Origin of the sequence: Rhizobium sp. PL01, assembly GCF_033447125.1 — a bacterium.
Taxonomy (GTDB): Bacteria; Pseudomonadota; Alphaproteobacteria; order Rhizobiales; family Rhizobiaceae; genus Pararhizobium.
Genome location: NZ_JAWQUM010000004.1, coordinates 452,333 through 473,619, shown reverse-complemented (window position 1 = coordinate 473,619; position 21,287 = coordinate 452,333). Strand labels below are relative to the sequence as shown.

32 protein-coding genes are annotated in these 21,287 nt (G+C 59.1%); 10 read left to right on the top strand and 22 right to left on the bottom strand.

Annotated elements, in window-relative coordinates:
* The 21 genes from R6X40_RS12860 to R6X40_RS12765 all read right to left on the bottom strand — a co-directional run bounded on the left by R6X40_RS12860 (position 1) and on the right by R6X40_RS12765 (position 16,544).
* The gene (locus R6X40_RS12860) at positions 1-171 is read right to left on the bottom strand and encodes a hypothetical protein (protein ID WP_318414089.1); all 171 of its coding nucleotides are present in this window, start codon (positions 169-171) and stop codon (positions 1-3) included.
* Between the two features lie 134 nt (positions 172-305).
* Entirely contained in the window at positions 306-662 is a 357-nt protein-coding gene (locus R6X40_RS12855; protein WP_318414088.1) for a hypothetical protein, read from the bottom strand.
* A gap of 12 nt (positions 663-674) precedes the next feature.
* Positions 675-1,367, bottom strand: coding sequence for a phage tail tube protein (locus tag R6X40_RS12850; RefSeq protein WP_318414086.1), 693 nt, complete (start codon positions 1,365-1,367; stop codon positions 675-677).
* A gap of 9 nt (positions 1,368-1,376) precedes the next feature.
* Complete coding sequence (locus tag R6X40_RS12845; RefSeq protein WP_318414084.1) at positions 1,377-1,760, bottom strand: DUF3168 domain-containing protein; 384 nt, start codon at positions 1,758-1,760, stop codon at positions 1,377-1,379.
* Entirely contained in the window at positions 1,761-2,210 is a 450-nt protein-coding gene (locus R6X40_RS12840) for an HK97-gp10 family putative phage morphogenesis protein (RefSeq protein WP_318414082.1), read from the bottom strand.
* Entirely contained in the window at positions 2,210-2,533 is a 324-nt protein-coding gene (locus R6X40_RS31600) for a phage head closure protein (protein WP_412178370.1), read from the bottom strand. Before R6X40_RS31600 ends, R6X40_RS12840 begins: the two co-directional genes overlap by 1 nt.
* Positions 2,533-3,105: a head-tail connector protein gene (locus R6X40_RS12835; protein ID WP_318414080.1), complete on the bottom strand. Its 573-nt coding sequence runs from the start codon at positions 3,103-3,105 to the stop codon at positions 2,533-2,535. Before R6X40_RS12835 ends, R6X40_RS31600 begins: the two co-directional genes overlap by 1 nt.
* A 2-nt stretch (positions 3,106-3,107) precedes the next feature.
* Positions 3,108-3,473, bottom strand: coding sequence for a hypothetical protein (locus R6X40_RS12830; protein ID WP_318414078.1), 366 nt, complete (start codon positions 3,471-3,473; stop codon positions 3,108-3,110).
* Between the two features lie 65 nt (positions 3,474-3,538).
* Positions 3,539-4,816 (bottom strand): phage major capsid protein, encoded by a 1,278-nt coding sequence (locus R6X40_RS12825; RefSeq protein ID WP_318414077.1) that lies wholly within the window; start codon positions 4,814-4,816, stop codon positions 3,539-3,541.
* 49 nt (positions 4,817-4,865) lie between these two features.
* Positions 4,866-5,465: an HK97 family phage prohead protease gene (locus R6X40_RS12820; protein WP_318414075.1), complete on the bottom strand. Its 600-nt coding sequence runs from the start codon at positions 5,463-5,465 to the stop codon at positions 4,866-4,868.
* Positions 5,449-6,717 (bottom strand): phage portal protein, encoded by a 1,269-nt coding sequence (locus R6X40_RS12815; protein ID WP_318414074.1) that lies wholly within the window; start codon positions 6,715-6,717, stop codon positions 5,449-5,451. The genes R6X40_RS12820 and R6X40_RS12815 overlap by 17 nt, the downstream gene beginning before the upstream one ends.
* On the bottom strand, positions 6,714-8,468 hold the full coding sequence (locus R6X40_RS12810) for a terminase large subunit (protein WP_318414072.1): 1,755 nt from the start codon (positions 8,466-8,468) through the stop codon (positions 6,714-6,716). The genes R6X40_RS12815 and R6X40_RS12810 overlap by 4 nt, the downstream gene beginning before the upstream one ends.
* 7 nt (positions 8,469-8,475) lie before the next feature.
* Positions 8,476-9,102, bottom strand: coding sequence for a P27 family phage terminase small subunit (locus R6X40_RS12805; RefSeq protein ID WP_318414071.1), 627 nt, complete (start codon positions 9,100-9,102; stop codon positions 8,476-8,478).
* Between the two features lie 118 nt (positions 9,103-9,220).
* Complete coding sequence (locus R6X40_RS12800; protein WP_318414070.1) at positions 9,221-9,625, bottom strand: HNH endonuclease; 405 nt, start codon at positions 9,623-9,625, stop codon at positions 9,221-9,223.
* Positions 9,626-9,847: 222 nt separating this feature from the next.
* Positions 9,848-10,507: a transcription termination/antitermination protein NusG gene (nusG, locus tag R6X40_RS12795; RefSeq protein WP_318414068.1), complete on the bottom strand. Its 660-nt coding sequence runs from the start codon at positions 10,505-10,507 to the stop codon at positions 9,848-9,850.
* Positions 10,491-11,711 (bottom strand): helix-turn-helix domain-containing protein, encoded by a 1,221-nt coding sequence (locus R6X40_RS12790; protein WP_318414226.1) that lies wholly within the window; start codon positions 11,709-11,711, stop codon positions 10,491-10,493. Before R6X40_RS12790 ends, nusG begins: the two co-directional genes overlap by 17 nt.
* Before the next feature lie 5 nt (positions 11,712-11,716).
* The gene (locus R6X40_RS12785; RefSeq protein ID WP_318414066.1) at positions 11,717-13,750 is read right to left on the bottom strand and encodes a DNA cytosine methyltransferase; all 2,034 of its coding nucleotides are present in this window, start codon (positions 13,748-13,750) and stop codon (positions 11,717-11,719) included.
* A complete protein-coding gene (locus R6X40_RS12780; RefSeq protein ID WP_318414065.1) occupies positions 13,751-14,050 on the bottom strand; it encodes a hypothetical protein in 300 nt (99 codons plus the stop codon). It abuts the gene before it with no gap.
* Complete coding sequence (locus R6X40_RS12775) at positions 14,047-15,477, bottom strand: MT-A70 family methyltransferase (RefSeq protein ID WP_318414063.1); 1,431 nt, start codon at positions 15,475-15,477, stop codon at positions 14,047-14,049. The genes R6X40_RS12780 and R6X40_RS12775 overlap by 4 nt, the downstream gene beginning before the upstream one ends.
* 202 nt (positions 15,478-15,679) lie before the next feature.
* Positions 15,680-16,153, bottom strand: a complete 474-nt coding sequence (locus R6X40_RS12770; RefSeq protein WP_318414061.1) for a phage regulatory CII family protein — start codon at positions 16,151-16,153, stop codon at positions 15,680-15,682.
* A gap of 229 nt (positions 16,154-16,382) precedes the next feature.
* Positions 16,383-16,544 carry a Cro/CI family transcriptional regulator gene (locus R6X40_RS12765; protein ID WP_318414059.1) on the bottom strand — a complete coding sequence of 54 codons (162 nt, stop codon included), beginning with the start codon at positions 16,542-16,544 and terminating at the stop codon, positions 16,383-16,385.
* A gap of 149 nt (positions 16,545-16,693) precedes the next feature.
* Between R6X40_RS12765 and R6X40_RS12760 the strand changes: the two genes are divergently transcribed.
* The gene (locus R6X40_RS12760) at positions 16,694-17,368 is read left to right on the top strand and encodes a helix-turn-helix domain-containing protein (protein WP_318414058.1); all 675 of its coding nucleotides are present in this window, start codon (positions 16,694-16,696) and stop codon (positions 17,366-17,368) included.
* Here the strand turns inward: R6X40_RS12760 and R6X40_RS12755 are convergent.
* Positions 17,365-17,736, bottom strand: a complete 372-nt coding sequence (locus R6X40_RS12755) for a hypothetical protein (protein WP_318414056.1) — start codon at positions 17,734-17,736, stop codon at positions 17,365-17,367. The two genes, R6X40_RS12760 and R6X40_RS12755, sit on opposite strands and share 4 nt — an antisense overlap.
* Positions 17,737-17,870: 134 nt before the next feature.
* Between R6X40_RS12755 and R6X40_RS12750 the strand changes: the two genes are divergently transcribed.
* From R6X40_RS12750 to dnaN, 9 genes are all read left to right on the top strand, one after another.
* Positions 17,871-18,092, top strand: a complete 222-nt coding sequence (locus R6X40_RS12750) for an Arc family DNA-binding protein (RefSeq protein ID WP_318414054.1) — start codon at positions 17,871-17,873, stop codon at positions 18,090-18,092.
* A 313-nt stretch (positions 18,093-18,405) separates the two neighbouring features.
* Positions 18,406-18,621: a hypothetical protein gene (locus tag R6X40_RS12745; protein WP_318414052.1), complete on the top strand. Its 216-nt coding sequence runs from the start codon at positions 18,406-18,408 to the stop codon at positions 18,619-18,621.
* Between the two features lie 5 nt (positions 18,622-18,626).
* Positions 18,627-18,824, top strand: a complete 198-nt coding sequence (locus R6X40_RS12740; RefSeq protein WP_318414051.1) for a hypothetical protein — start codon at positions 18,627-18,629, stop codon at positions 18,822-18,824.
* Positions 18,821-18,994 (top strand): hypothetical protein, encoded by a 174-nt coding sequence (locus tag R6X40_RS12735; protein ID WP_318414049.1) that lies wholly within the window; start codon positions 18,821-18,823, stop codon positions 18,992-18,994. The genes R6X40_RS12740 and R6X40_RS12735 overlap by 4 nt, the downstream gene beginning before the upstream one ends.
* Entirely contained in the window at positions 18,994-19,200 is a 207-nt protein-coding gene (locus R6X40_RS12730) for a hypothetical protein (RefSeq protein ID WP_318414047.1), read from the top strand. The genes R6X40_RS12735 and R6X40_RS12730 overlap by 1 nt, the downstream gene beginning before the upstream one ends.
* Positions 19,200-19,370 (top strand): hypothetical protein, encoded by a 171-nt coding sequence (locus R6X40_RS12725; RefSeq protein ID WP_318414046.1) that lies wholly within the window; start codon positions 19,200-19,202, stop codon positions 19,368-19,370. The genes R6X40_RS12730 and R6X40_RS12725 overlap by 1 nt, the downstream gene beginning before the upstream one ends.
* The gene (locus tag R6X40_RS12720; RefSeq protein ID WP_318414044.1) at positions 19,370-19,603 is read left to right on the top strand and encodes a hypothetical protein; all 234 of its coding nucleotides are present in this window, start codon (positions 19,370-19,372) and stop codon (positions 19,601-19,603) included. The genes R6X40_RS12725 and R6X40_RS12720 overlap by 1 nt, the downstream gene beginning before the upstream one ends.
* The gene (locus tag R6X40_RS12715) at positions 19,600-20,121 is read left to right on the top strand and encodes a hypothetical protein (RefSeq protein ID WP_318414042.1); all 522 of its coding nucleotides are present in this window, start codon (positions 19,600-19,602) and stop codon (positions 20,119-20,121) included. Before R6X40_RS12720 ends, R6X40_RS12715 begins: the two co-directional genes overlap by 4 nt.
* On the top strand, positions 20,118-21,278 hold the full coding sequence (gene dnaN / locus R6X40_RS12710; RefSeq protein ID WP_318414040.1) for a DNA polymerase III subunit beta: 1,161 nt from the start codon (positions 20,118-20,120) through the stop codon (positions 21,276-21,278). The genes R6X40_RS12715 and dnaN overlap by 4 nt, the downstream gene beginning before the upstream one ends.
* Positions 21,279-21,287: the final 9 nt, after the last annotated feature.

The following is a 21,287-nucleotide window of genomic DNA, read 5'->3' as shown; positions in this document are numbered from 1 at the left end:
CTACCCCTTCGTGTCTTTTTTGAATGATCCGGCCCATGCCGAAAACGCCGCGAACTGACTTTTCCAGTCATGCTCTTTCTTCACTGCGGTGGGTGAACGCCGCAGCATCTCTTTCAGCCTTGGTAGTTTCTTGGAACGGTGAAGAGCTTCGATGTGCCAGGCGAGCGACATCTGGTCGTTCTGCCCCCGGATGATCCGGTTACGGGCGCCTTCAAGGATGATGCCGATTTCGCGATAGGTGAGCCGCCAGAATTGCGACGGCTCTTGCCCCGCTTCGACCCAGGCCTTGAGTAAGTCGAGAGGTTTCAGGCCCTCGCCTTCGGAGGGTTTGCCTTGGCCTTCGCACCCTTCGGAGCATCTGGAAACGCCAGCTTGAATGCTTCGCGGACGGCCTCCATCGAAGACTGAAAGCCTGCATCCCCAATGATCAGACCAGCATCCTTGATCGACACATCGTCGTGGTGATCCTGGAGACCAGCCCAGACCAGCGCCCTGACGAACTTCATCCGGAGTTTGTCCGGCGTCTGCATAGTCGTGACAATGGATGCGATCGGCAGTTCGAGTTCATCTTCCAGCTCGCAAAGGCTATTGACGGAATAGGACAGCATGTAGTCCAGATTGCCAGCCTTGAGGGCAACCTGACCACGGTTTTGGTTTGCCAATGTGGTCTCTCCTTACGCAGCCGCGACAACAGCAGTGCCGGCGCTTTCGGCTGTCGTGCTGAAGCTGCTGTTGGTCGCCGTCACTACAACGGTAATGACATCGCCGACATTACCAACGAGCGGCACGAAGCTTTCACCGGTTGCACCGGCAATGACGACGCCGTCCGCTTCCCACTGATAGGTGATCGTGGTTGCACCAGCCCAGTCGCCAGCGGTAGCCGTCAGCGGAACACCGACCTTCGGCACGCCGGTGATGGCTGGAAGGATCAGATTTCGTGGCGCGGTCGGGTCGGTCATGTAGGGATCGCCGGAGACCTTCAAGGTGAGCGTCGCCGTCATCTTGTCATCGAGAGGGATTGCCGTTTCGTAGCCCTGCCGCGAACCGTTGAAAATGATCTGGACGCCGTTGGCAAAGGTCTGGCGAATGACCAGGAGCTTGCCCCGGATCGAGCGCAGGAACTTGTCCGTCACCGAACCTGGCACATAGTTCATTTCATAGGCCGCTTCGCCGGAATCAGTGAGGCCGGGAATGTATTCGCGGCGGCGGTTCGGCGACTGCATGTGGGTCGCGTCTACCTGGTCGTCGCTGTCGGCCGGCGGCGTCGCGTCGTACACCTCTTTGATATAGGTGAAATCGGTCGGGGTACTGGCAAGCGCGATTTCGAGAACATGGCCGTAGCCAATGGAGGTGCCTGTTTCAGACATTGTGGTCTCCTACGATGAATGGTGGATCATGAAGTCAAGCGACACGCGGAACAGGTTGGTCACCTCGCCTGCGTCCGCAGCGGGAAGGTCTCTTTCGCCATCGAGAAAGATGGTCTGGATCTGGCCGGTCCTGCGCCCCGAAAGCGCTGATGTCACAGCTCGTGAAACTTTTTTGGCGCCCGTGTAGGTCGGGCTATAGGCATCGGCCTGGACCCGGCTTGGCCGGTATCCGGACGATCCCTGCATGGTGTAATCAGGATTGGCGCTGATCACCTGCAGCACAATATACGGTGCAGGCGCACCCTGAGGTGCACGGCCCAAATGGATGCGCGTCGAGACAAGCGCAGTCAGTCCCGCCGATTTCAGCAGGATGGCAACAAGAGCTTCTTCCACTTACCTGCGCCTCGCAGCTTTCTTCGCCAAACGGGCGGCGGCTTTTTCGATCTCGACCCACGTCATGTTTGCGATCGTGTCGAGGACTTCGGCCTGATGCTGATCCCATGCCGGCCGAAGAAATGGCTGCGCCTGGTGGCCGGGGCCGGTTCCGAATTCCTGCAGATGCGCGGCCGGATCTGGACCAGGACCTATAAACATTTCGACAGGCGATTCTTTCGTATGAAGCTTGCTCTGCCGGCTGGAGAGTTTTGGGCTGACATCAATGCTCTCAGCCAGATAGCCATGCTCTTTCGGAACCAGTGCACGTGCAGTCTTTGCGACGGGCTCCCCGGCCTGTTTCATCGTTCGTCGCAGGACAGCCTTAGCATTCGCCTTCGGCAGCTCCTGCAACGCTCGCTCCAGATCAGCCAAGCCTTCGACCTTCACCGTGAAACCACCGCGCGCCATCAGTCTGCTCTCGCAATTGCATCGATTTCTGTGACAACGCGACGCCCGATTTCCCGAGGTGGAGCAACTATCTCATAGGTCCGCCCCTCGTAGACCAGTCTGTCCATTACCGTGACATCAGAGCGGTGGCGGATATGAAACGTCATAACCGCTGTTCCTGCCTGCTGTTCCGCAGCAAAGCGCTCACTACCCCTATTCGGCCTTTGCTGCGCCCAAACGGTAGCAACGTCAGCCCAAACCTCGACGACCTCGTTGAATTCGTTGGCAACGGTCCCGGTCATCCGCCGTATCGTGACCCTCCGATCAAGCTTTCCCGCGCGCATCAGGTGCCTCGACGGTGATTGATCAACAGTGCATCGACGGCGACGCTCTGAGGCAATTCAGCAACGATCGAACGCCCGACGATGGCAGTCTGCTCGCGGTTTTCAAACCAGGCGCCGATCAAAAGCATCATGGCATGCACGACACTCGCCGGCACTTCGCTGCTACCGACCACAGCAGTCACTTTGATCCGAGAACCGGGCAAAATGGCCGGCCAGACGTTCCCCGATTTCAGGGCGATCGACGCATCGAGGCCATCTGCCCTTAGTTCATAGATGGTATCGTCTACGACTTGTGCCGAACCCGCCGTGTCCGAGTAATCAATTGCGGTGATAGATGTCACCGGGACAACTTCGAGCCGGGCGAAGTCACAAAATCCGTCGCAATAGGTTTCGATTGTTCGCGGCGCAAAATACTGCCCGCATACGTTCTCGACGTGATCCCGAGCGGCCGTGATTAGCCGTCCGATCAGCGTATCTTCGTCAGCCCCTTCGACGCGCACCTGCGCCTTGGCCTGCGCCAAAGTGATTGGTTCGGCAGTGACAGCCGTGGTCGTTTTTGGGGAATACCACATGGTCAGCGCTGTTCCGGAGCCCGAGCCTTGACGGCGGTTTCCTGCCCGGCAGGCTCAACGCCAAGAGCCGAAACGACAGAAGACTTGAAGGCCGACAGCTGGTCGATCTGCATCAACAAATCAGCTTCTCGAGCCTTCAGTGCCTCGTTGGCGGCGAGCAAGCCCGCGTTCTCGTCAAGGATTTGCATCCGCTCTGCATCCCACTCTTTCGAGGTTTCAGGCTTTTTCACCGGCTCATCCGGCGCCTTCTCTGCGATGCCGAGTTTGATGAACCGTCCGGCTTCCTTGTTCGAAAACCGGTCTGTGATATCCCCCGAGGACAGGGAAAAATCCTGACCGGCCATACTTTCAAGCATCTTGATTTTCATGGCTGTCTCCATTGGTTTGAGAAGCGGGCGGCATTGATGCCGCCCACCGGTTCAAGCCAATGCTCTTACGAAGCAGCGGTGATAAGATGCTTGACAGCAGCGGTATCGCCCAGCTCACCGTCGAAGCGGATCAAACCGGCGATGCCGAGGTCAGGCCAAAAACGTTCGCGCAACACGCCGATAACCGGTGCGCCGACCTTGCGAACGAAGTATTTCGACAGGTCACCGAAGATCATGATCTTCTTGGCTGCGGCGAGTGCGTCCATGTCGTCATTGATGCTGTAGGGGTAACCAAGCAGTGTGCCCGGCTGATTGGTCTTGATATCGCCCATGGCCCAGAGATAGTTGCCCTGACCATCCTTGAGCTTGCGGATGGCGGCAAGTGTGGTGTCAGCGAACATGAAACGTGCCTTCGGAGAGCGGCGATAAGCCGAATTCACAGAATGCAGCAGGTCGATGATCTCGTCGCCGGTAATAGCCGCAGTCGCCGCAGCGGTTTTGCCCAGACTGGAAGCAGTCACAACGCCGTTCGGATCGCCGGCGCCGTCGCCGGTCGTCAGTTCCTTGTTGGCAATGCGAGCGAGACGCTCGCCCAGGAGCGCACCGAGCAGTGCTTCCATATTAAAGATCGAATCCTGCGCCAATTCCATCGAGAAGCGCACGAACTCGGTATCGTAAACGTAGGCGTCGAGGCTTTTCTGGCCGAAGGTGGCGTCGGAACCGCCGTCATCGGTCAGTGGCGTATTTTCGGTATGCTTCACGGCAGGCACACCGGTATCGTCAACGGTCGGCAACTTGATCGGATTGCCACTCGCGGTGTTCAGTACGGTGCAGATGTCTTCATCATACATCGGCCCCCATGCTTTCATCGTTTTCACGATTTCATTTGCGAGTTCGGTCGGAACGGTGAAACCGCCGGCCGTGGTCGTGCCAACAGACTGGGCGCGGAATTCCGCCTTGGCAGCAGTGCCAGCGCGCAGGATCGCCCGTTCTTCAGGCTCCAGCTCCGATGGATCGGCGCCGTGCGACAGGAACTTGTGAAAGACTTCACGATAGCCAAGCTTGCCGTCGCCATCATCTTCACCAGGGGTTTGGGTGTCGCGGCCGGTCGGACGCTGGCGAGCGCGCTGTTCTTCCTGGCGCTGTTCGAGCTTCGCAAGATTTTCTTCACGCTCGATCAACTTGTCGATGCGGTCATGTTCGGCCATCGCCGCGTCGTGCTGGGTTTCCAGTTCCTTGGCACGTGTTTCGTCGGTCACACCGGTAATCTGGTCCAGACGTTCGCGAGCTTCGGTGACGAGTGTCGCCTGCTTCTCGCGCAGTTCCTTGATCCGATTTGCCATCGGTCATTCCTTTCCATGGTTTGAAGGGAATTGGGCTTAGGCGCGAGGCCTACGCTTTACTCCGGACACGAAGGTCCAGGTTCGTCTTCAGCCGCAGCCGGGTGGCCGCCGCATTGAAATTCTGTTGGCGCTTTTCCTTGCGAACCTCGTCGAGAGATCGCAGCGCAATGCTGGTGCCGTCGTAGGCGGGCTCCGAAACGATCGATACTTCCCGCAGTTCAATCTCAAGAACGGTGCGTTTGGGCGGATCGATCGTTTCATCCCACTCTTGGTGGAGAACGAGGAATCCGAAAGACATGCCGGTTATGTCACCGCGATCGATCAAGGTGCGCACGTCGCGGCCGTCAGACGTGTCCGGCAGGTCAATCTCGACGGCCAGACCTTTTTCATCTTCCTTGAGCCGCAAGGTTCCCGCCGAAACACGGCCGAGAATACGGCCGGTGTCATGCGCGAAGTAGGCCCGCACATCGGCAGTCAGCAGCGTCTTGGCAAAAGCGCCGCGCGCAATGACTTCGGTAAACCAGCCGCCAATATTTGCCTCGTCACCGAAGATAGCCGCATATCCACTGACGGTGGTCTTGCCACCATCCGCCCGTGTCTCGACGGGTTTGACCAGAGACCGCTTTTCAGCCTCAAGCTTCGCTGTCATTGCCGTCTCCGTTTTCGTTGCCTTTGTCGTTTTCTTTGCCAGTCGGCGGCGCCTGTAGAAGCGGCTGCGAACCTAGCGGCACTGTGGCCCCCTGGATGTACAGAGTGTCTCCGTTCGGCATCGCAGGCAGATTCTCAAGATTGCGCGCCTCGTTTGGCGTCCGGAGGGCGCTATTCACCGCACGGGACAGTGCATCCATTCGCGTTTTGAAGTCACCGCGCATCAGAGCATCGAGATTGTGTTCGGCATAACGGCCATTGCTGCGAGGGCCGAAGACCTTGAGATTGAGTTCTTCCTCAAGCGCCTTCGCCCATTGAGAGATCACATGCTTTACAAGGTGCAAGTCCTGCTGCTCGACGTTCGCCTTAACGCCGTGGGTGTAATCCTGCAGGAATACCGGCGGCAGACTGTAGATGCGGCCTGCCTCCTCGATCTGGAAGCGACGTGCCTCCGTCATCTGCCCCTTCTGTGGGTCGAACCCGACCGCCTCAAGTTTGTAACCTGGCGGTATCGGGAAGATCGCTTCGTCGTTGCTCTTCGCCGAATCAATGGAACGCCGGATATCGGACTGTGCCCGTTTGATTGCATCCGCGCCCGCAGGCAGTGGGCCACTGAGAGCCAGTGGTGGGACACCGCCCCCGGCAAAAAATCCACCCGCATAATCGCCCATTGCGAGCGCAAGGCTGATGGCTTTGGAGCCAAGCATTATGGGGCTGTAAACCGAAATCTGATCCTTCTTGAGAAGGAATGGAACGTCGATCACATCCGAAGCCGGGTATTCTGACTTGCCGTCAAAGACATAGATCCGGCGACCGTTCACCCTTTTGACGACAGTCGTCGATGGGTCCATCGGCCATATGGCAGCCGTTGTCGCGCCGTTGCGCTCGATCCATGAAACGCCACGACCGCCGGTAAACACCTGCTGCCAGAAGTATTTCCGCCATCCGAAGCTAGTCCACTCGGGGTTAGGCGCCTCGTTCAAGAGTTTCTGGATGCCGCCCTTGATGCGTTCCGATCCGTCACCCTTTGGCTTGAAAGCGTGAAGTGGAAGGTTCGCCAGACTGCCCGACAGAAAAGAAACAGCCGCTGCAATCGCTGGCACCCGCAAAGCGCTGTCGATCGTTACAGAAGGCAGGTTTCCCGACTGTACGCCGAAGAACTGCATGAAGTTCTCTGCGCTCACGGGCACCGTGGGGTTCTCGATGGAGCCGGAACGCTTCTCGCCGCCCAGCTGATAACCGAAGATTTTCATGCCGCCGCCAAACTGAATGTTGGATCGTCCCAGGGAGATGTCGGGACCACTTCTTCACCGGCAATGGCAAGGCCAATGCCCATCACCGCCGCCACCATGCCGTCGATCTTATCGAGCGAGTTCTGTTTGTCCGGCACGTAGTTGAGGTTCACGTCGAACCGTACCGAGCAGTGCCCGGCCATCCACGCTAGAACGGGATGGCCGCCGTGCTCTACCTTGCCGGCGAAAACCAGCCGCTCGAATTCCTTTGTCGGCCCTGCGAGGGTTTGGTGACCTTGCCGCATTTCAACCTGCAGCTCAGCGTCCATGCCGTCATGCTGTAGGTCACCGGCCAACTTGCGCGCATTCCACGGATCAAAGCCGAAGGCCTGCACCTCGAAGTTGGCGCAAGCATCTTTGATCATCGATTGTACGAAAGTCTGGTCGACCGCATCGCCCGGGGTGGTCAGCAGTGCTGCATCATCAACCCACTTGCGCCAGTTTACGCGCCGATCCTGTTCTGCGCGTTCGTCGAGCGTGTCTTCCGGCACCCAGAAAACGGGTATCAACACCCACTTTTCGTGCACGTCGTCAGGCGGAAGGACAACCACCAATGCTGTCAGGTCTCGCGTGGATGACACGTCACAGGCCAGAAAGGCTTTCCGGCCCTTGTGTTCGTCCCACAACCGTTTCCACGATGTGGCGTCAGCCGTGCAAGCCTGCCATTTAGCCCGTGGTATCCATCCCGAAAGCTGATCGACCCACCGATTAAGGTGGTAGCATTGGAAGATGGCTTCCTGCGCTGGCCGTCCCTTGGCTTTCTTGTACTCGGTACGCAGGTAATCGAGTGTTGGTGTCAGACCGAGGCTGGGGTTTGCCTTCCGCCATATTGCCTCGTCGGTCCAGTCGTCGTCCTCGCCAATGCCGAAGAAGATGACCAGCGTCGTTGGATCGTCGAGATCGCCGCGCATGATCGCCATCGACTCTTCGAACCACTCGAAGCCTGTCCGGTTCTGCTTGCGTCCGGCAGTCGATGCGTAAAGCTCGACCGGCTGCAGCCTGGCGCCCGTGCCTTGCCGCAAGGTGTCGGCGAGATCGCGGGTTTTCCATTCGTGGATCTCGTCGCCGACGATAACAGTGGGTGACCGGCCGTGTTTCCCGTCTGGTGCCCCCGTTAGAAGCTGGCAAAGCGAGGTGGTTTCACGAAGGAAGATGCTCTTGTCGTGCAGGGAAATGCGCTCATTGCCCTGCGCATCCTCCATCAGGCCATCAGCCTCACGGATGATGTCCTGCATTTTGCCGAAAGGGACGCGGCCCTGATCCTCGTTGCGCCCGAACACATAGGCCTCGGCGCCGTTTACCTTCTCCAGTACGAAGAACAGCACCGCGACCGCCGCTAGAAATTCGGACTTCCCGTTCTTACGGGGAATCCACAAATCAAGGCGGCGGAAAACCCGAACGTGCTCGACGCTTGGCCGATGGGTCGCGGGGTCAATGACCTCGATCGGCTTTTTCCAGCCGACCATCAGACGGACGCCGATTTCCTGCCACTTCACCAGGCGAAACGGAACACCCTTGAACCGATCGTTGGTGAGCCGGAAGATTTCCGGCCAACGCTCGACGACTTTGTCAGCCTTGGCGTAGTCGAACCAAGCATCCTCAACCGCTGCGGCCCTGTTCCATCCCGACACGGCCCACTCGTAGGAGGGATCGTCCGCAACAGCAGCAAGCCAGTCCGGATAGGGCAAGGCCAGCGGATAAGGGGCTGACATTCTCGCCTCAGTTCGGCCGCATGGCGGGCGGCTGGCTGTCTGTAGCGTTCATCAGGTCCATCGGATCGGCAGAACGGGCGCGTGATGGCTGCGAAGCCGGATGCGCACCGCCAAGCGGTAACTTGCCTTGTCCAGCGTTGAAGGATTCGACGCGCACCAAGTCCTGATCGCGTACCGGTGTGAAGCCGAATTCAGCATCGAGCAGGCGCAGTGCCGTCTCCGCCTTGGCCATGAACTCGATATTCGGATGCGTGCGAATGACGGTCTCGCCGTCGCCCTTCTTCACCTTGATGGATGCGCCACCTTTCGGCAGATCGCGGCGCAGCTGCTCCGCCGCCGACACATAGAACTGTGACCAGATGCAATAGCGGGTCAGCGTGCGGCGATAACCAGGGCGGCGACGGCCAGCAGCTCGCAGCACTTCGGCCTGTTCTTGCCAGACCTTGATAGCCTCTTTCCAATAGGCCGGAGCCCGAGCGAATACGTCCGGAACCGGATACGGATCTGCGACGGTGGCCGGTTGTGCTTCCGCTGCCGCTGCCGCGCTCTCGATTTCGCTTTCGACCTTGCTCTGCCGGCGACCGGGAAAACCCTTTGCCGCCTGAAGCAGCGGGTCATCCTTCCGCCGTCCCATGGTTTTCCTGTCCAGAAAAAAAGTTATCGGCGAAAATAGCGCGCCCCGTTTTGACGTGTGAGGCCGCCGGTCAGGAAGCTGCAGCGCTGGATTTCCAGACCACCCCCCTGGGGCACCTTCAGGCGCCCGTTTTTCCGCTTTCGGTTGCGACCCGGACAGCTGTTTTGCTGTTCAGCCAAAGCTCACTTAGGGGCACTCGACCGGAAGCATAGAGCCGTTCAAGCTGTTGCTTCACGCTGTCATGATGCCACTTGCAGCATGGCTGCCACATGGTGGTATCCCAGAACTTTTCAGGATCGCCATGGTGAGGATCAACGTGATCAACCACCGTTGCCGCTATTGACCTACCCATGGCCAGACAACCGATGCACAATGGGTTGCGGGCAACAAAGGTATCACGAGCCTTGGACCAACGATGGTTGTATCCGCGATCGGCAGCATTGCCGCGCCATCGATCGGCCTCGCGTTTCTGTTCCTGCCGTGTCGGCGCACCAACGGGGCGAAACTGTTTTGCGCGCTTCATACTCTAAGAACGCGAAAGGCGACCTCTCGGCCGCCTCAGTCATTCAATCATAGCTCTCGCTTCAGGCTTGAATCGGTCTCTCAATCTGAGGCCTTCAAGAGGGGTCCGACCGGTATGTGCCTGAGGGTTTCCCTCTTTGTCTTCAGCTTCCCGAAGAGATCCACAACGCTTGCGTTGAAGGCGTACCACGAACATCGGATCGTCCGTTGGGAGGATTTGTACTCACAGTTTATCGACATGCGCAAGAGGCATCTCGATCTCCGTCTCCCTCCCGTATAGACGAATGGCGACCGTGCATCGAGCCTTGCGGGCTTTGGTCACCTGAAGCACGCGAGCGTCAAATCCCTCGAATGGACCACACTTGATCTTCACCCGATCACCTGCCGTGATGGACCTATCGGCAGGCAGCCTGTCGAGCGATCCGTCCTCAATCATCGCATTGAAGCGCTGAACGAATTTTCCGGGTACTCGCCATGGATATCGGGCGCCACCAACGATACTAACAACATCGATGACATTGCGTAAGCCCATCATCGCCTCCACCGAATACATGCATCGGACCAGGACATAACCGCGGAAGAATGGTCGGTTTTGATCCTCAATTATCCGGCCATTCTTCACAAAAGCGAATTTTTCAGAGGGTACAGAGGCTTCAATTCCACAGTCACGAAGGCGACTTTCCACACGATATTCGCAACCTGATTTCACCTGAAGGCAAAACCAAGGAGCATCCAGTCCCTCATCGCCACCGATTCGCAGTCGCGCGCAGGCAAGGTGATCAATCAGAATCACCTTCTCCTGCCCGCCGCGATTAGAGCCGAATAGGCTGAGATCCCCGCTGAGACGGACGCCCGTGAACTTTCCCTTATGCTGCATGTTCATCGCCTCGCACTCCCCTTGCTGACCGCTCGAAAGCGTTGAGTGCCGCCGCCACGGCTTCGTCGATATCATCCGGCGATCCATCAGGAATTGCCGGAAACTGCACGTACTCAAGCTTGCCGGGATTGGGGAGAAACGGCCATTGCCGCGCCTCGTGCAACCGTCGCCAAGCCTCGTAGACACTCCCGCCGACCTTGATGCCGGTGAAGCCATCGGCGATCGCTGCCACGTCTGGTGGCACCAGAGATCCCTTCGGTGGGAAATTCGAAGCTCGCGCGTGCAGCTCATTGACAGCCGGCCACCCATGCTGCGCAATCCGGTCTCGCTGCTGGGCCTCTGCATCCAGCCTACCGTCCTCGATCATCTTGCGAACAAACGGCGGAAAGGCTGGGAGGTTCGCCATTGGCTTCAGCAGTTCCACCAGCCTCAGTGCGCACCAGGGACGGCTGAAGGGCTTGGATGGCACAGGCCCGTCTTCAGCGCGCTTGGGTGCTGCAAGCTTCGTCCAGCGCCGCTCCCGTAGGTACTTCGCTGCCGAGCAAAGATACTTGCGACCGGTCGTCAGCGCCTGCTCCTGGTAGTCCGCAGATCTGTCGAAGGCATCGGTACGATCAGACGTAGGCAGAGAAAACCATTCCTTGCGAGCATCGATCTCGCTGTCGGAGATGCTGGTTTTCCAACCAAAGAAGAACTTTCGGAAAGCACGTTCGATCGCAGCAGGGCTTTCGGCCTGTTCGGCCGTCTGCCCCTCTTCGCCTTCCCTCACACCTTCACGCGCATCTCTCTCAGATAATGGTTCTACTAATGGTTCTATTACGGTTCGGGTGACACCGTGACACCCGTCTCTGTCGTCGGTGTCACCCGTCTCCGTCTCGTTTGTCACCCCTCTCGCAGTACCAACGGGTGACACGCTGTCACCCGTTGGGGTAGCCACATAGGAGAACAAGGTGGCCAGGTCGAAGTCGTAGCGGGTTGTTTGTCCCGGACGCCCGCTGGCCTCCTTCACGACCATCAGGATGCCGTCCTCAACGAAGTCGCGAAGGATGCGCTGGATGGTCCGCTCAGACAGCTCAGTCTCCGCAGCAAGGCGCGCGACACCCGGATAGATGCCCCGGCCCTCGTCATCTGCGAAGTCGGCAAGGCGCACAGCCAGAAGCTTCCTGTTGCATCCACCGAGGTTCATACGGAACACCCGGCTCATAATCATGATGCTCACGCCGCCACCGCCTCTCGCACCGCAAGGTGCTCGCAGTTTGCGGCTACCAACGCCCTTGCGACCGGAGGGCAAACGGAATTTCCGACGCATGACACCTGGACGGACTTCGAGAATTCGACCCAAGTCGGGCCGCCATTGTGGCCGATGGCGGGCTCTTTCCACGCTCCGTCGATCTTATAGTCGGCCGGAAAGCCCTGCGCCTTGTAAAGCTCGCGCGGCGTCAGCATCCGCATGCCGATATCAACGATGACGAAGGTCAGACCGCAGATCACGACCGTGACGAACTCCCGGTCATCCCAGAAGCCATGCGACCGCATGAAGGCGGCCACCTGTCGCGCCCGCTCGGCTTGATCCTCGGTAAATGGAGGCGCAGCAATCTCCGCCTGAACGTGGCCGAAGCGGTCCTTCGTCGTCACGGTGTGGTGCGGCTCGTCGAGCCGAGCGCCATCTCCCGTGCCGTAGTATTTTTGCAGGTAAGGCGTCACCAGCTGCGACTTGCCGGCGCCATCGGCCATCACCGTCGCTGACGGCTGGTCTATGGCGTGGCCGGTCGAGGTGCCGAACTGCCGAGCGACGAAGGCCGAGATGACGCCTTGCTGGCTCCCGGACTGTGTCACAGTCGAAAGCGGCTCTGCCATGGAGCGCCCCGGGTTTACCCCTCCTTCGCGGCGGCTATCGTTATTGTGCTGTGCTACGTAGGCGACAGCAACGCACCCGTCAGCCTTGGCCGTGATCGTCGCCATCGGTTCGTCGCCGCCACGCGGACGGCTCTGCCCTGCCCTGCCGCCACAGCCAACCAGCGTCGGCACTATCACCGAGTTCTGATCTTTCTTGCTGGCAGTGATGGTATGATGGGGCTCGCCTACGCTGCGAACTGACCCACCATGCTGCGCTGCCGTCAGAACCGGCGCGATCATACCAAGCGGTGCACATCCACCAGGGCGCTTGATGTAGCTGTTGGCCGTGATCGTCGGAGCAGGATCACGCAGATCCGATCCAGTAGCCCCCGAATTGAACCGTGTGATCGACGGCGAAATCACTGCCTTTTCGCCGCGGTTCGCGCCGGTGATCGTATTGAACGGTTCGGCCAGATCCTCCAGCCTTGCACCATGCGTCAGATTGACGATGAAAGGCCGTTCGGCATCCAGCACGTACCGTTTCATCCCGCGCGCCACGCGGGCCATGGTTGCGTCGGCAAGCGGCCGAACGGCCCGCAGCCCGTGCTTCTGCATGATATCCGGCGCGGTATCGAAAATGGACGGGCAAGGCAGCGACCAGTCGATGCATTCCGCTGCCGTGCGCCATGGCAGTTTGCGTCCGGCAATCACATCGCGGTCGTCGGGCCGTCCGTGCGTGGCCTGCGGCCATGTGATTTTCACGCCGTCGAAACGGATGATGACGAACAGCCGCTTGCGGATCGTCGGCGCGCCATAGTCGCAGCCGCGCAATTCCCGCTTCTGGATCTTGCCACCGAGGGTGCGCAGGCGACGGCACCACTTCTGGAATGTCTCGCCCTTGCGCTCCGGATCGGGCATTAGACCGCGCTCTGTTTCGATCAACGGCCCGTATGTCTGGAATTCCTCGACGTTCTCCATCATCACCACGTCGATCTTGCCGCCGCTGGACTGGATACGCTCGACCCAATGCGGAATGACCCAAGCGAGATCACGGATATTGCGCTCGACAGGCTTGCCGCCCTTGGCCTTGGAGAAATGTTTGCAATCGGGCGAGAACCACGCCAGCCCGATATGCCGACCGCTGACATAGTCGAGAGGATCGACATGATAGATGTTTTCCGACAGGTGCAGCGTATGGGGATGGTTGGCGGCATGCAGCGCCAACGCAGCCGCATTGTGGTTGATGGCGATATCGGGAGAGCGTCCCAGCGCCATTTCGATGCCAGTCGAAGCGCCGCCGCCGCCAGCAAAGCTATCGACGATCAGAGGCGGCGTGCGGCTGAAACCGGCGACTCGCTGGGCCGCATGAAGTTCGGAAGTGCTCATGTCTCCGAAAAGCTCAGTTCTAAACATCTACGCCCCCTGTCCCGCGCCACCGCGCGCAATGATCGCCAGACCGATGCGGGCGTATTCCCGCTCGAAGCGAATGAGTTGTGGAATTGTCCCGCTCGTGTCGCGGATGGCCGACGACGCCGCGACCTCGGCATTCAGTGCCGTGACGCCGTCTTGAAACCGGCATGCGACGAGGAGGTCGTGGATAGCCAGATGATCCCGCGACAGAACATGCTCTGGCACCCGCAAGAGCCACCGCGATCGCATCGCATTGTCTGGGGCATTGGCAAGTTGTTCGATGATCGGAAGCATGGCCGTCATTCCGCCGCCTCCGCCACAGGCGAACTCTCGAATCCCCATGCCGTCCAACCGGGGCGCGGACTGCGGCAGAACATTTCCAGCCGTGGCATGGCGGGATAAAGCCGCTCGATTGTCTCAGCGTAAAAGTCAGGCTTTCGGCTGTGCGGTCCTTTGCGCTCGCGGTGCACGGTCTCGGGCTGGCTTCCCGGCAGGGGCGCTGCCACATCGCCGCGACGGCCAATCAACAGCAGCTCGTGCCGATCGCGGCCCCAATAGCCTGTGCCGGCTACTTCCTTGTCCCAAATCCAATGGTGAACATAGGCGAAGCCCCACGCTTGCATGACGCGCAGCGCATCCGGCAACATCGGATTGGTGGCCCACAGAAACAGGACTGAACCGGCCTTCGCCGGCGCTCCGATCTTGTCGAATAGCTCGCAGATGTCGTCGGTAGGCATGGTCGGGTAGTGATTTTCGGGGCTCTTGTCGCGACCGGTAATCTCGGAATGCACGCCGAACTGCCAAGGTGGATCGGCGTAGATAACCGGAAACTTTTGTGCGACCTGACCGGCCGTCGCATGTCCGTTATCCGTGACATGCGCCATATGAGCGAGGCGAACTGTATGGCGGATTTCCGACTGCTTCCGCCTGATCTCCTTGACACGGGCCGCCAGCTGCTTGTCTTCCATGCGCAGGATCTCGGTCTGCGCCTCGCGCTCCAGAAGGCTGATGGCCTCCCCGGCATGCAGCGACACGCGACCGTCGCGAATTGCTTCGGAAAGTTCCTTCACCCCCTGAGTATCGACCCGCTTGGCCTTGATCACCTGGCGTTCGGAAACCGAGAGATGTTTTGCCACCTCGTGGGTCGGCAAATTTGCTGACCCTGCCGTATGCTGGTTGATGCCGCGTTTCCAGATCGCCAGCTTTGCTGCAACCATGGCTCGCTGGCTGTCGGAGAGGTGCCGCCGGTGCAGGTTTAGGGAGAGCACGAAGCCGAGAGCGTCAGTACCTTCGTATTCCTTCGTCCAGGCATCGATACCCAGGACATGACAAGCCGCCTCGCGGTTCCGACCGTCGAGGATCTGCCCGTCAAGCAGCCACACAGGCTCCTGTTGCCCGACCGTAGCAATATCTTCAGCGAGCTGCCGCAGATCGTCTGGAGACAACATCGGAAAAAGACCGGCCAGCGGATGATGCGACAGGCGAGCAGGAACAGCCGTTGGCATGGATGCCGGTCCACCAACACACAAGTCTGCAAAATCCTGCCTCGCCTTGTCGGTCGGAAACCATAAATGGCCGTCCTTGGTGTCCCGAGAAAGATAGCGCTTACTGTTGAGCGCTCGCGCCGCGACGTGTTCATTCGGCTGGTCGGACCTGACCTGTCCATTTTCGAGCGCACTATGCATCACGCTGGCCTGCGTCGGCCCGAGCTTCGGAACGGCTACCACCATGGCTGCGGCCTCCGCTCGAATGCGGCAATCTCGGCGAGGATCCGGGCATCACGCACGCCACGCTCCAGGCGACCGGCAACGATGCACGGGTCATACGCAAAGTCCGCGCTGGCGATTGCTGCGCGGACTGCTGGTGGAAGGCCGTCAAAAATCGGAAGGGAAACTGCCGGTGGCGCAGGCTCAAGGATGTTGCATCGGGCCATCATTCGTCATCCATCCGGTGGAGGATGTCTTCGGCGGCGCGGATCAACTCCCGCAATTCTTTGCGCAACTGTTTCCGCTCAAGCGCATCAATCTTGCCGTCTTCGAAAGCAGTGATAAGCGCCCTTGAAACATCCATTGCCTCGGAAAGGATCACATGCGCGTCGCGCTCGCTGATCCGTGTTCCGGAGCGCAGCGCATCCTGCAGCGGCACCAGCTGATAGCCCAACTGCCGCGCCGCCTCTTTGATGATGATCGGAGATCCGGCCCGCCGGTCAGCCTCGACGGCAATATCAACCGGGATGAGGCTTTCGCGGAACTCGTCGCTGTTGGAGGCGTATTTCGAAAGGGTCGAAACGCCAACGCGCGTCATCGAGGCAAAGGACGTAACGCCCTTTCCGAGGATGAAGCAGGCTTCGGTGGCCCCTTTCAGGGACAGGATGTCTTCATCCATAATTGTGCGAATTTCGGGCATGCAAAAACACCTCGATGAATCAAGGAAACAAAATGATGAATGGATTCGATGAAGCCGGGTCTATCCCGGCTTAAGGATGCGTCATCAGATCAAGGGGGACCACATGAACATGGCACACAAACTGAAAGACTGGCCCCAGCAGGGAGGATTTGCCGGGGCCAGTCGGCAAGGCACGCGGTCGGAGGCGGGACCACGTCTTCTCTGCCTTGCGGGTGAAACGGGGAATGCATCATTCCGCGCTCTCGATATGGAAAAGATCCGGCCGAAGCATCGGCAGTGGAATGCCCGTCACCCGGCTCACATCCACCATGCGCTCGGCCGGAACCCGCTCCCACTGCGCGACAGCGCCGCGCGTGATGCCGATCTCCCTCGCCAGCTTAGCCAGAGACATGCGGCCTTTCACGGCTTCCATTCCCGATAGCTGTTGCAACGCAGAAAACTCCCAGTAGATAAGGTTCACGGCAGATGTACAGTTTAACTAACGAAGCGTCAAGCGAGACTATCGGAGATTTTGTACAGTTTGGCGACTATGGTCCCGCCATGGAACTCAACCAGCGAATATACAAGGCCCGCAAGGACGCGGGGATGACGCAAGATCAGCTGGCCGCAGCCGTCAAAAAGACGCGCGGCGCGGTGGCTCAGTGGGAGTCTGGCGAAATCCATCCCCGACCAAAGACGCTGGACGCCATCGCCAGAGCGACCGGCAAGCCGATTGCTTGGCTGCAGAACGGTGGAGAGGAGACGGTCGCCACTGCCGCGTCACCAGGACTGAAGGTTGTTGGAGAAGTGGCGGCCGGAACGTGGCTGGAGGCGTCGCTGACGTTCGAAACGTTCTACGAGCCAGTCGCTCCCGATCCAGAGTACCCGGCACAGGGCCAAAGGCTTTATAAGATCTCAGGCAACAGCATCAACCGTATCGCCGCAAACGGTGAATTTCTGCACGCTATTGAATTGCACCAGGGAGGGCTCACTCCCGAACACGGCGACCTGGTCATCGTCCGCCGGCTCCAGCACGGACTGGCGGAGTACACTGCAAAGACCCTCGTTTCCGAGGATGGTCACTGGCTGCTTCGTCCGGAAAGCGACGACCCTGATTGGCAAAATGATATCCACATCGACGGCGACGACGATACCGAAATCACGATCACAGATATCGTCATCGCCAAGTGGTCTCCGATCGCACGCCGTCGCAAGGTGCCGAAGAAAGACGCCTAGGACGGCGTGCCATCAGAAGCGGCAGCGCTTTGTTCAAGATAGGCAAGCGCGGCAGCCACCATTGGCCCTACTATCGCATGATCGTCCTCGTCGTAGGCAACTTTGGCCAAGCGCAACGCAGCGACTGCACTTTCCATCGATCCTGCTGGACGCGACCAGCCTATGATGATCCGCCGCGGAGGCCGATAAGATGTCTCTGCATAGGCCCTAGCTGCATCCTCCCCCAAGGGCGCATTAGTGTTGAAGTCCTCAAAACCCAAACGAAGCTCTTTTATCGCGTGCGATAACGGGTCCGGCTCTCCTTGCGACCTGTCGAAACGGCCATCGTGCGGATTTCCGGTCAATGTACTTTGCATGACTTCGTTCATTTCCTTGAAAATTTCCTCCCCAATCTTCCATTAAGCTTTCTTATGGTAGCTAGCGACCGAGCCGGTGCAATAGGCCTCCGGTGCGGCATTCTGGTGGCATATCAGACAGATTCGTTTTGTGTCATTTGTGCCGCATGCCGAGAGACGACCTCCATTTCAGACTGCGGATACCAGACGGCCTGAAAAAAAAGGTCGAATTGGCGGCAGCTGAGAACCATCGCTCAATCACGGCTGAAATTCTTGTCCGTTTGGAAACAACGTTTTCAACCCCTTCGCCGGATTTGCGCCCACTGATCACGACCGTGGTCCACGAGGTCATTGCCGCGATGGGTGAAACGAATCGCAAAGACTCCTAGATCGCACGAGTTGCCACAGGGCTTCCATTGGCACTTCTCGCATGTCGTTCGGTAACGCTCGACGCCAGCGATAATCTTCAAAACATGATCTCCCAATCGTAACGCACGGCCTGTTTCGGGACACGAATCAGGCCGTTTCCGCCGTTCACGCCCGCTCGGCCTCATCGCGGCTTTTCGCTTGCGTGTAGTTTAGCTAACATTTTTGTTTAGTCCAGCTTGCGCAATGTACAGTTCTTCTGTACGTTTTGGATGAACGGTTTCGTTTCAGCTTCGGAACCGTCCATTCAAACCCCGAACGAGCGGAGCCTCCATTATGAACAAGTTCGACAATGCCACGCCCCAAGAAATAGTCGAGGCTTTGGCGGAAGGTATGATCCGTCGGGGCGACGGCTGCACCGCCGCACTGCTGAAGCTGGACGGATTTAACGACGACCACCTCCGGCTTTACGGTGATCGCGCCCGAGAACGCGCTATGGCGCTGACCGAGCGCTATACCCGCCGGGCGATGCCTGCCCGCCGCGCGGCCTAATCCCGATGGATACGCGCTCCCCGATCCCCATGCGCCCGCCGCTGAAAAAGCGTGATCGGGGCGCCCGCACTCCTGCGGCTATGGAAGTCCAAGCCATCGTCGATGCTGGCTTGATCCGCGCGTATCGCGGTGGCTCCGTTTTCGGAACCGTCATCGCGACCGTCATCTACGTCTGCCTTGAACTTGGGAGGGCATTCCTGTGACCCAACCCATCACCGGCTATCACAAGGCGCGGCTTGCCGCCTGCCCTGGCCGCTTCTTCCTCGCCTGCGTCATCCTCGTCATGTCGATGACGCTCTTTCTCGCTCTTGCCCTCGGTGCTGTCGGTCTCCACCGGCAGGCCGCGTGGCACTACTCGGAGGCGCGCGTCTGATGATCCAGAACCTTACCGTATTCGAAGCCGCAGCCCTTGCTGACTGCCGCCGCGATGGCGTCAAGGGATACCAGGCGGGCACTTTCGCCGAAATCACCGGGCGACATGGCGTCGAGCTTGACCGCCTATGCGACCTCTGGGACGCCGAGCGCAAGCTCATGGCGTCACGGAGCAATGTTATCCAGTTGCGGGAGACGGCCCGCTGATGCCTGAGATCATCAAATTCCCGGCTACCTTTCGCGTCCATTTCAACGACCCGGCAATCGAGCCCTTCGATATAGACGCCTGCACCGCCACCGAGGTGCGCGACCGTATGAAAGCGCTACGCCCAGGCCAGACGATTAACAAGATAAAGATCGTTCGGGAGAAAATCTGATGGCTGATGTGCTCGTCGAGACCGGCGACCTTACCGGCGTTCAGACCCAGCTTGCCCGCGCGATTGCATCTCTGATTGAGGGCTTTGAATTCGCGGACGCCCTCCCCGCCATGATCGCCATTCTTGCCGGCTGCATCATCAAAGGTGCCGACAGTACGAGCGAGGCAGCAACGCTTGCGGAGGCGCTCGGTGAAGTTTTGGTCACGATGGTTGAGTCGGAGCCGCTGAAATGACCGAGCCCGCTGTCAGCGCCAACCAGAAACGCATGGACGCGATCCGTAGCCGCGCGGCATTGGCCGCAAGCGACTGGGGCATCATGGCTGGCGAACGTGGATTGACCTTGACGGCAGCAGGCGATGAGGGAACCGAAACCGTTTCCGTCATCCTCGACGACGCTAGCATCTTCAACCGTGAGTTCGCGATCGCCGCACCAGAGGATCTTCTCTGGCTGCTCGACCAGTATACCAACCTTGCCGAACACTATCGGCGCATCGTCGGTCAGCAGGAGCGCAACCGGCCCAGGCCGAAGAAATACGCGGCCGAATGCGGGATGAAATGCAACGAGAGGGATTTCCTCGACTTCCTGTTTACCTGCCACGGCGTCGACGTTTCCGACAAAGAACGTGTCGTCAGCCGCATTCGCACCATGCTGCGGATCACCTCAAGAGCCGAACTGGACACCGACGACGCAGCTGCAGGCCGCTGGCGCCAGCTGGTCGCCGACTTTGAAAACTGGAGAAAGAGCCGATGACCGAGATGGCACATCAACCAATGGAGAAGGTCGTGAATTTTGTAACCGTCGAGGCCAAGGTTTTGTCAAAGGCCATGAAGATCGCCACGGCAATTGTGGAGCCGCGCAATACCATCCCGATTCTCAGCGCCGTTCGGCTGAACTACGATCGGAAGGGGCTCGTCATCGAGGCGACCGATCTCGACATGACAGCTCGGATAGAGGTCGACGAGATTGATGGAGACGGCACGTGGTCCATCTGCCTCATAGCCAGAGATCTTGCTGCCATTGCTGCCGCCGCTGGCACCGCGCCGTTACGGATCGAGACAATCTCAGATCCGGATGCAAAACCGACTGCCGTGCTTTCGGCTGGCGAGGCAACCTACAACGTTCAGGCCTATAGCCCGAGCGACTTTCCGGAGATCGACGGGCAGCGCATGCAACGCGTCGAGAAGTTTACGAACGGGCAGCTGGCCGCGATGTTCAAGAAGGTGGCTTTCTGCATTTCAACCGAGGAGACGCGCTATTACTTGAACGGGATTAACTGGGCAGCCAAGCCAGACGGCAAGCGCTTTGCCGCCACAGATGGCCATCGCCTCGCCCTGTGCCGCTATTCGGCGAACGAGAACGAAGCGACGTTTTCCTACATCATCCCCCGCAAGACCGTCAGCATCGTGAGCCAGTTCATGGACGGAGCCGACATCGAGATTTTCTCTGTCGGCAAGGGCAACACGATCGTCGACACGCTGCTTGAGCTTAAGGGACCAGGCGTCGCATTGCGAACGAAGCTGATAGACGGCACCTATCCTGACATCGACCGAGTAATTCCGAACAAGGAAAATCACCGGCTCAACGTTCGCCGCGACGAGATGCTCACTGCAATCCGCCAAGCAACCGCCATCGGCGCATGGCGAGGAGCAGCCATAAGATTGCGCGGCATCAGCGGACGCATGCGGGTCGAAACCAAAAATCCTGATTTTGGCACAGCGGACGTATGCACTTCGGCCGCATGGCCGGAAGGCGCACCTGAGTGCGGGGTCAACAGCCGTTACCTCACCGAGATGGTCAGAAATTGCCAGGGCGACATCAGGTTCGGCATGGCCGACGCCGGCGCCCCCCTGACATTGTCCGACGACGACAAGGACATGACGCGCCTTCTCATGCCGATGCGGGTTTAGGAGCAGCGC

What these genes read in the sequence shown, in the direction of transcription:
- R6X40_RS12860 (WP_318414089.1), bottom strand. Translation starts at nt 171, where the DNA reads ATGTCGCTCGCCTGGCACATCGAAGCTCTTCACCGTTCCAAGAAACTA.
- R6X40_RS12850 (WP_318414086.1), bottom strand. Translation starts at nt 1,367, where the DNA reads ATGTCTGAAACAGGCACCTCCATTGGCTACGGCCATGTTCTCGAAATC.
- R6X40_RS12840 (WP_318414082.1), bottom strand. Translation starts at nt 2,210, where the DNA reads ATGGCGCGCGGTGGTTTCACGGTGAAGGTCGAAGGCTTGGCTGATCTG.
- R6X40_RS31600 (WP_412178370.1), bottom strand. Translation starts at nt 2,533, where the DNA reads ATGCGCGCGGGAAAGCTTGATCGGAGGGTCACGATACGGCGGATGACC.
- R6X40_RS12835 (WP_318414080.1), bottom strand. Translation starts at nt 3,105, where the DNA reads ATGTGGTATTCCCCAAAAACGACCACGGCTGTCACTGCCGAACCAATC.
- R6X40_RS12830 (WP_318414078.1), bottom strand. Translation starts at nt 3,473, where the DNA reads ATGAAAATCAAGATGCTTGAAAGTATGGCCGGTCAGGATTTTTCCCTG.
- R6X40_RS12825 (WP_318414077.1), bottom strand. Translation starts at nt 4,816, where the DNA reads ATGGCAAATCGGATCAAGGAACTGCGCGAGAAGCAGGCGACACTCGTC.
- R6X40_RS12820 (WP_318414075.1), bottom strand. Translation starts at nt 5,465, where the DNA reads ATGACAGCGAAGCTTGAGGCTGAAAAGCGGTCTCTGGTCAAACCCGTC.
- R6X40_RS12815 (WP_318414074.1), bottom strand. Translation starts at nt 6,717, where the DNA reads ATGAAAATCTTCGGTTATCAGCTGGGCGGCGAGAAGCGTTCCGGCTCC.
- R6X40_RS12810 (WP_318414072.1), bottom strand. Translation starts at nt 8,468, where the DNA reads ATGTCAGCCCCTTATCCGCTGGCCTTGCCCTATCCGGACTGGCTTGCT.
- R6X40_RS12805 (WP_318414071.1), bottom strand. Translation starts at nt 9,102, where the DNA reads ATGGGACGGCGGAAGGATGACCCGCTGCTTCAGGCGGCAAAGGGTTTT.
- R6X40_RS12800 (WP_318414070.1), bottom strand. Translation starts at nt 9,625, where the DNA reads ATGAAGCGCGCAAAACAGTTTCGCCCCGTTGGTGCGCCGACACGGCAG.
- nusG (WP_318414068.1), bottom strand. Translation starts at nt 10,507, where the DNA reads ATGAACATGCAGCATAAGGGAAAGTTCACGGGCGTCCGTCTCAGCGGG.
- R6X40_RS12790 (WP_318414226.1), bottom strand. Translation starts at nt 11,711, where the DNA reads ATGATTATGAGCCGGGTGTTCCGTATGAACCTCGGTGGATGCAACAGG.
- R6X40_RS12785 (WP_318414066.1), bottom strand. Translation starts at nt 13,750, where the DNA reads ATGTTTAGAACTGAGCTTTTCGGAGACATGAGCACTTCCGAACTTCAT.
- R6X40_RS12780 (WP_318414065.1), bottom strand. Translation starts at nt 14,050, where the DNA reads ATGACGGCCATGCTTCCGATCATCGAACAACTTGCCAATGCCCCAGAC.
- R6X40_RS12775 (WP_318414063.1), bottom strand. Translation starts at nt 15,477, where the DNA reads ATGGTGGTAGCCGTTCCGAAGCTCGGGCCGACGCAGGCCAGCGTGATG.
- R6X40_RS12770 (WP_318414061.1), bottom strand. Translation starts at nt 16,153, where the DNA reads ATGCCCGAAATTCGCACAATTATGGATGAAGACATCCTGTCCCTGAAA.
- R6X40_RS12765 (WP_318414059.1), bottom strand. Translation starts at nt 16,544, where the DNA reads ATGTCTCTGGCTAAGCTGGCGAGGGAGATCGGCATCACGCGCGGCGCT.
- R6X40_RS12760 (WP_318414058.1), top strand. Translation starts at nt 16,694, where the DNA reads ATGGAACTCAACCAGCGAATATACAAGGCCCGCAAGGACGCGGGGATG.
- R6X40_RS12755 (WP_318414056.1), bottom strand. Translation starts at nt 17,736, where the DNA reads ATGAACGAAGTCATGCAAAGTACATTGACCGGAAATCCGCACGATGGC.
- R6X40_RS12750 (WP_318414054.1), top strand. Translation starts at nt 17,871, where the DNA reads ATGCCGAGAGACGACCTCCATTTCAGACTGCGGATACCAGACGGCCTG.
- R6X40_RS12745 (WP_318414052.1), top strand. Translation starts at nt 18,406, where the DNA reads ATGAACAAGTTCGACAATGCCACGCCCCAAGAAATAGTCGAGGCTTTG.
- R6X40_RS12740 (WP_318414051.1), top strand. Translation starts at nt 18,627, where the DNA reads ATGGATACGCGCTCCCCGATCCCCATGCGCCCGCCGCTGAAAAAGCGT.
- R6X40_RS12730 (WP_318414047.1), top strand. Translation starts at nt 18,994, where the DNA reads ATGATCCAGAACCTTACCGTATTCGAAGCCGCAGCCCTTGCTGACTGC.
- R6X40_RS12725 (WP_318414046.1), top strand. Translation starts at nt 19,200, where the DNA reads ATGCCTGAGATCATCAAATTCCCGGCTACCTTTCGCGTCCATTTCAAC.
- R6X40_RS12720 (WP_318414044.1), top strand. Translation starts at nt 19,370, where the DNA reads ATGGCTGATGTGCTCGTCGAGACCGGCGACCTTACCGGCGTTCAGACC.
- R6X40_RS12715 (WP_318414042.1), top strand. Translation starts at nt 19,600, where the DNA reads ATGACCGAGCCCGCTGTCAGCGCCAACCAGAAACGCATGGACGCGATC.
- dnaN (WP_318414040.1), top strand. Translation starts at nt 20,118, where the DNA reads ATGACCGAGATGGCACATCAACCAATGGAGAAGGTCGTGAATTTTGTA.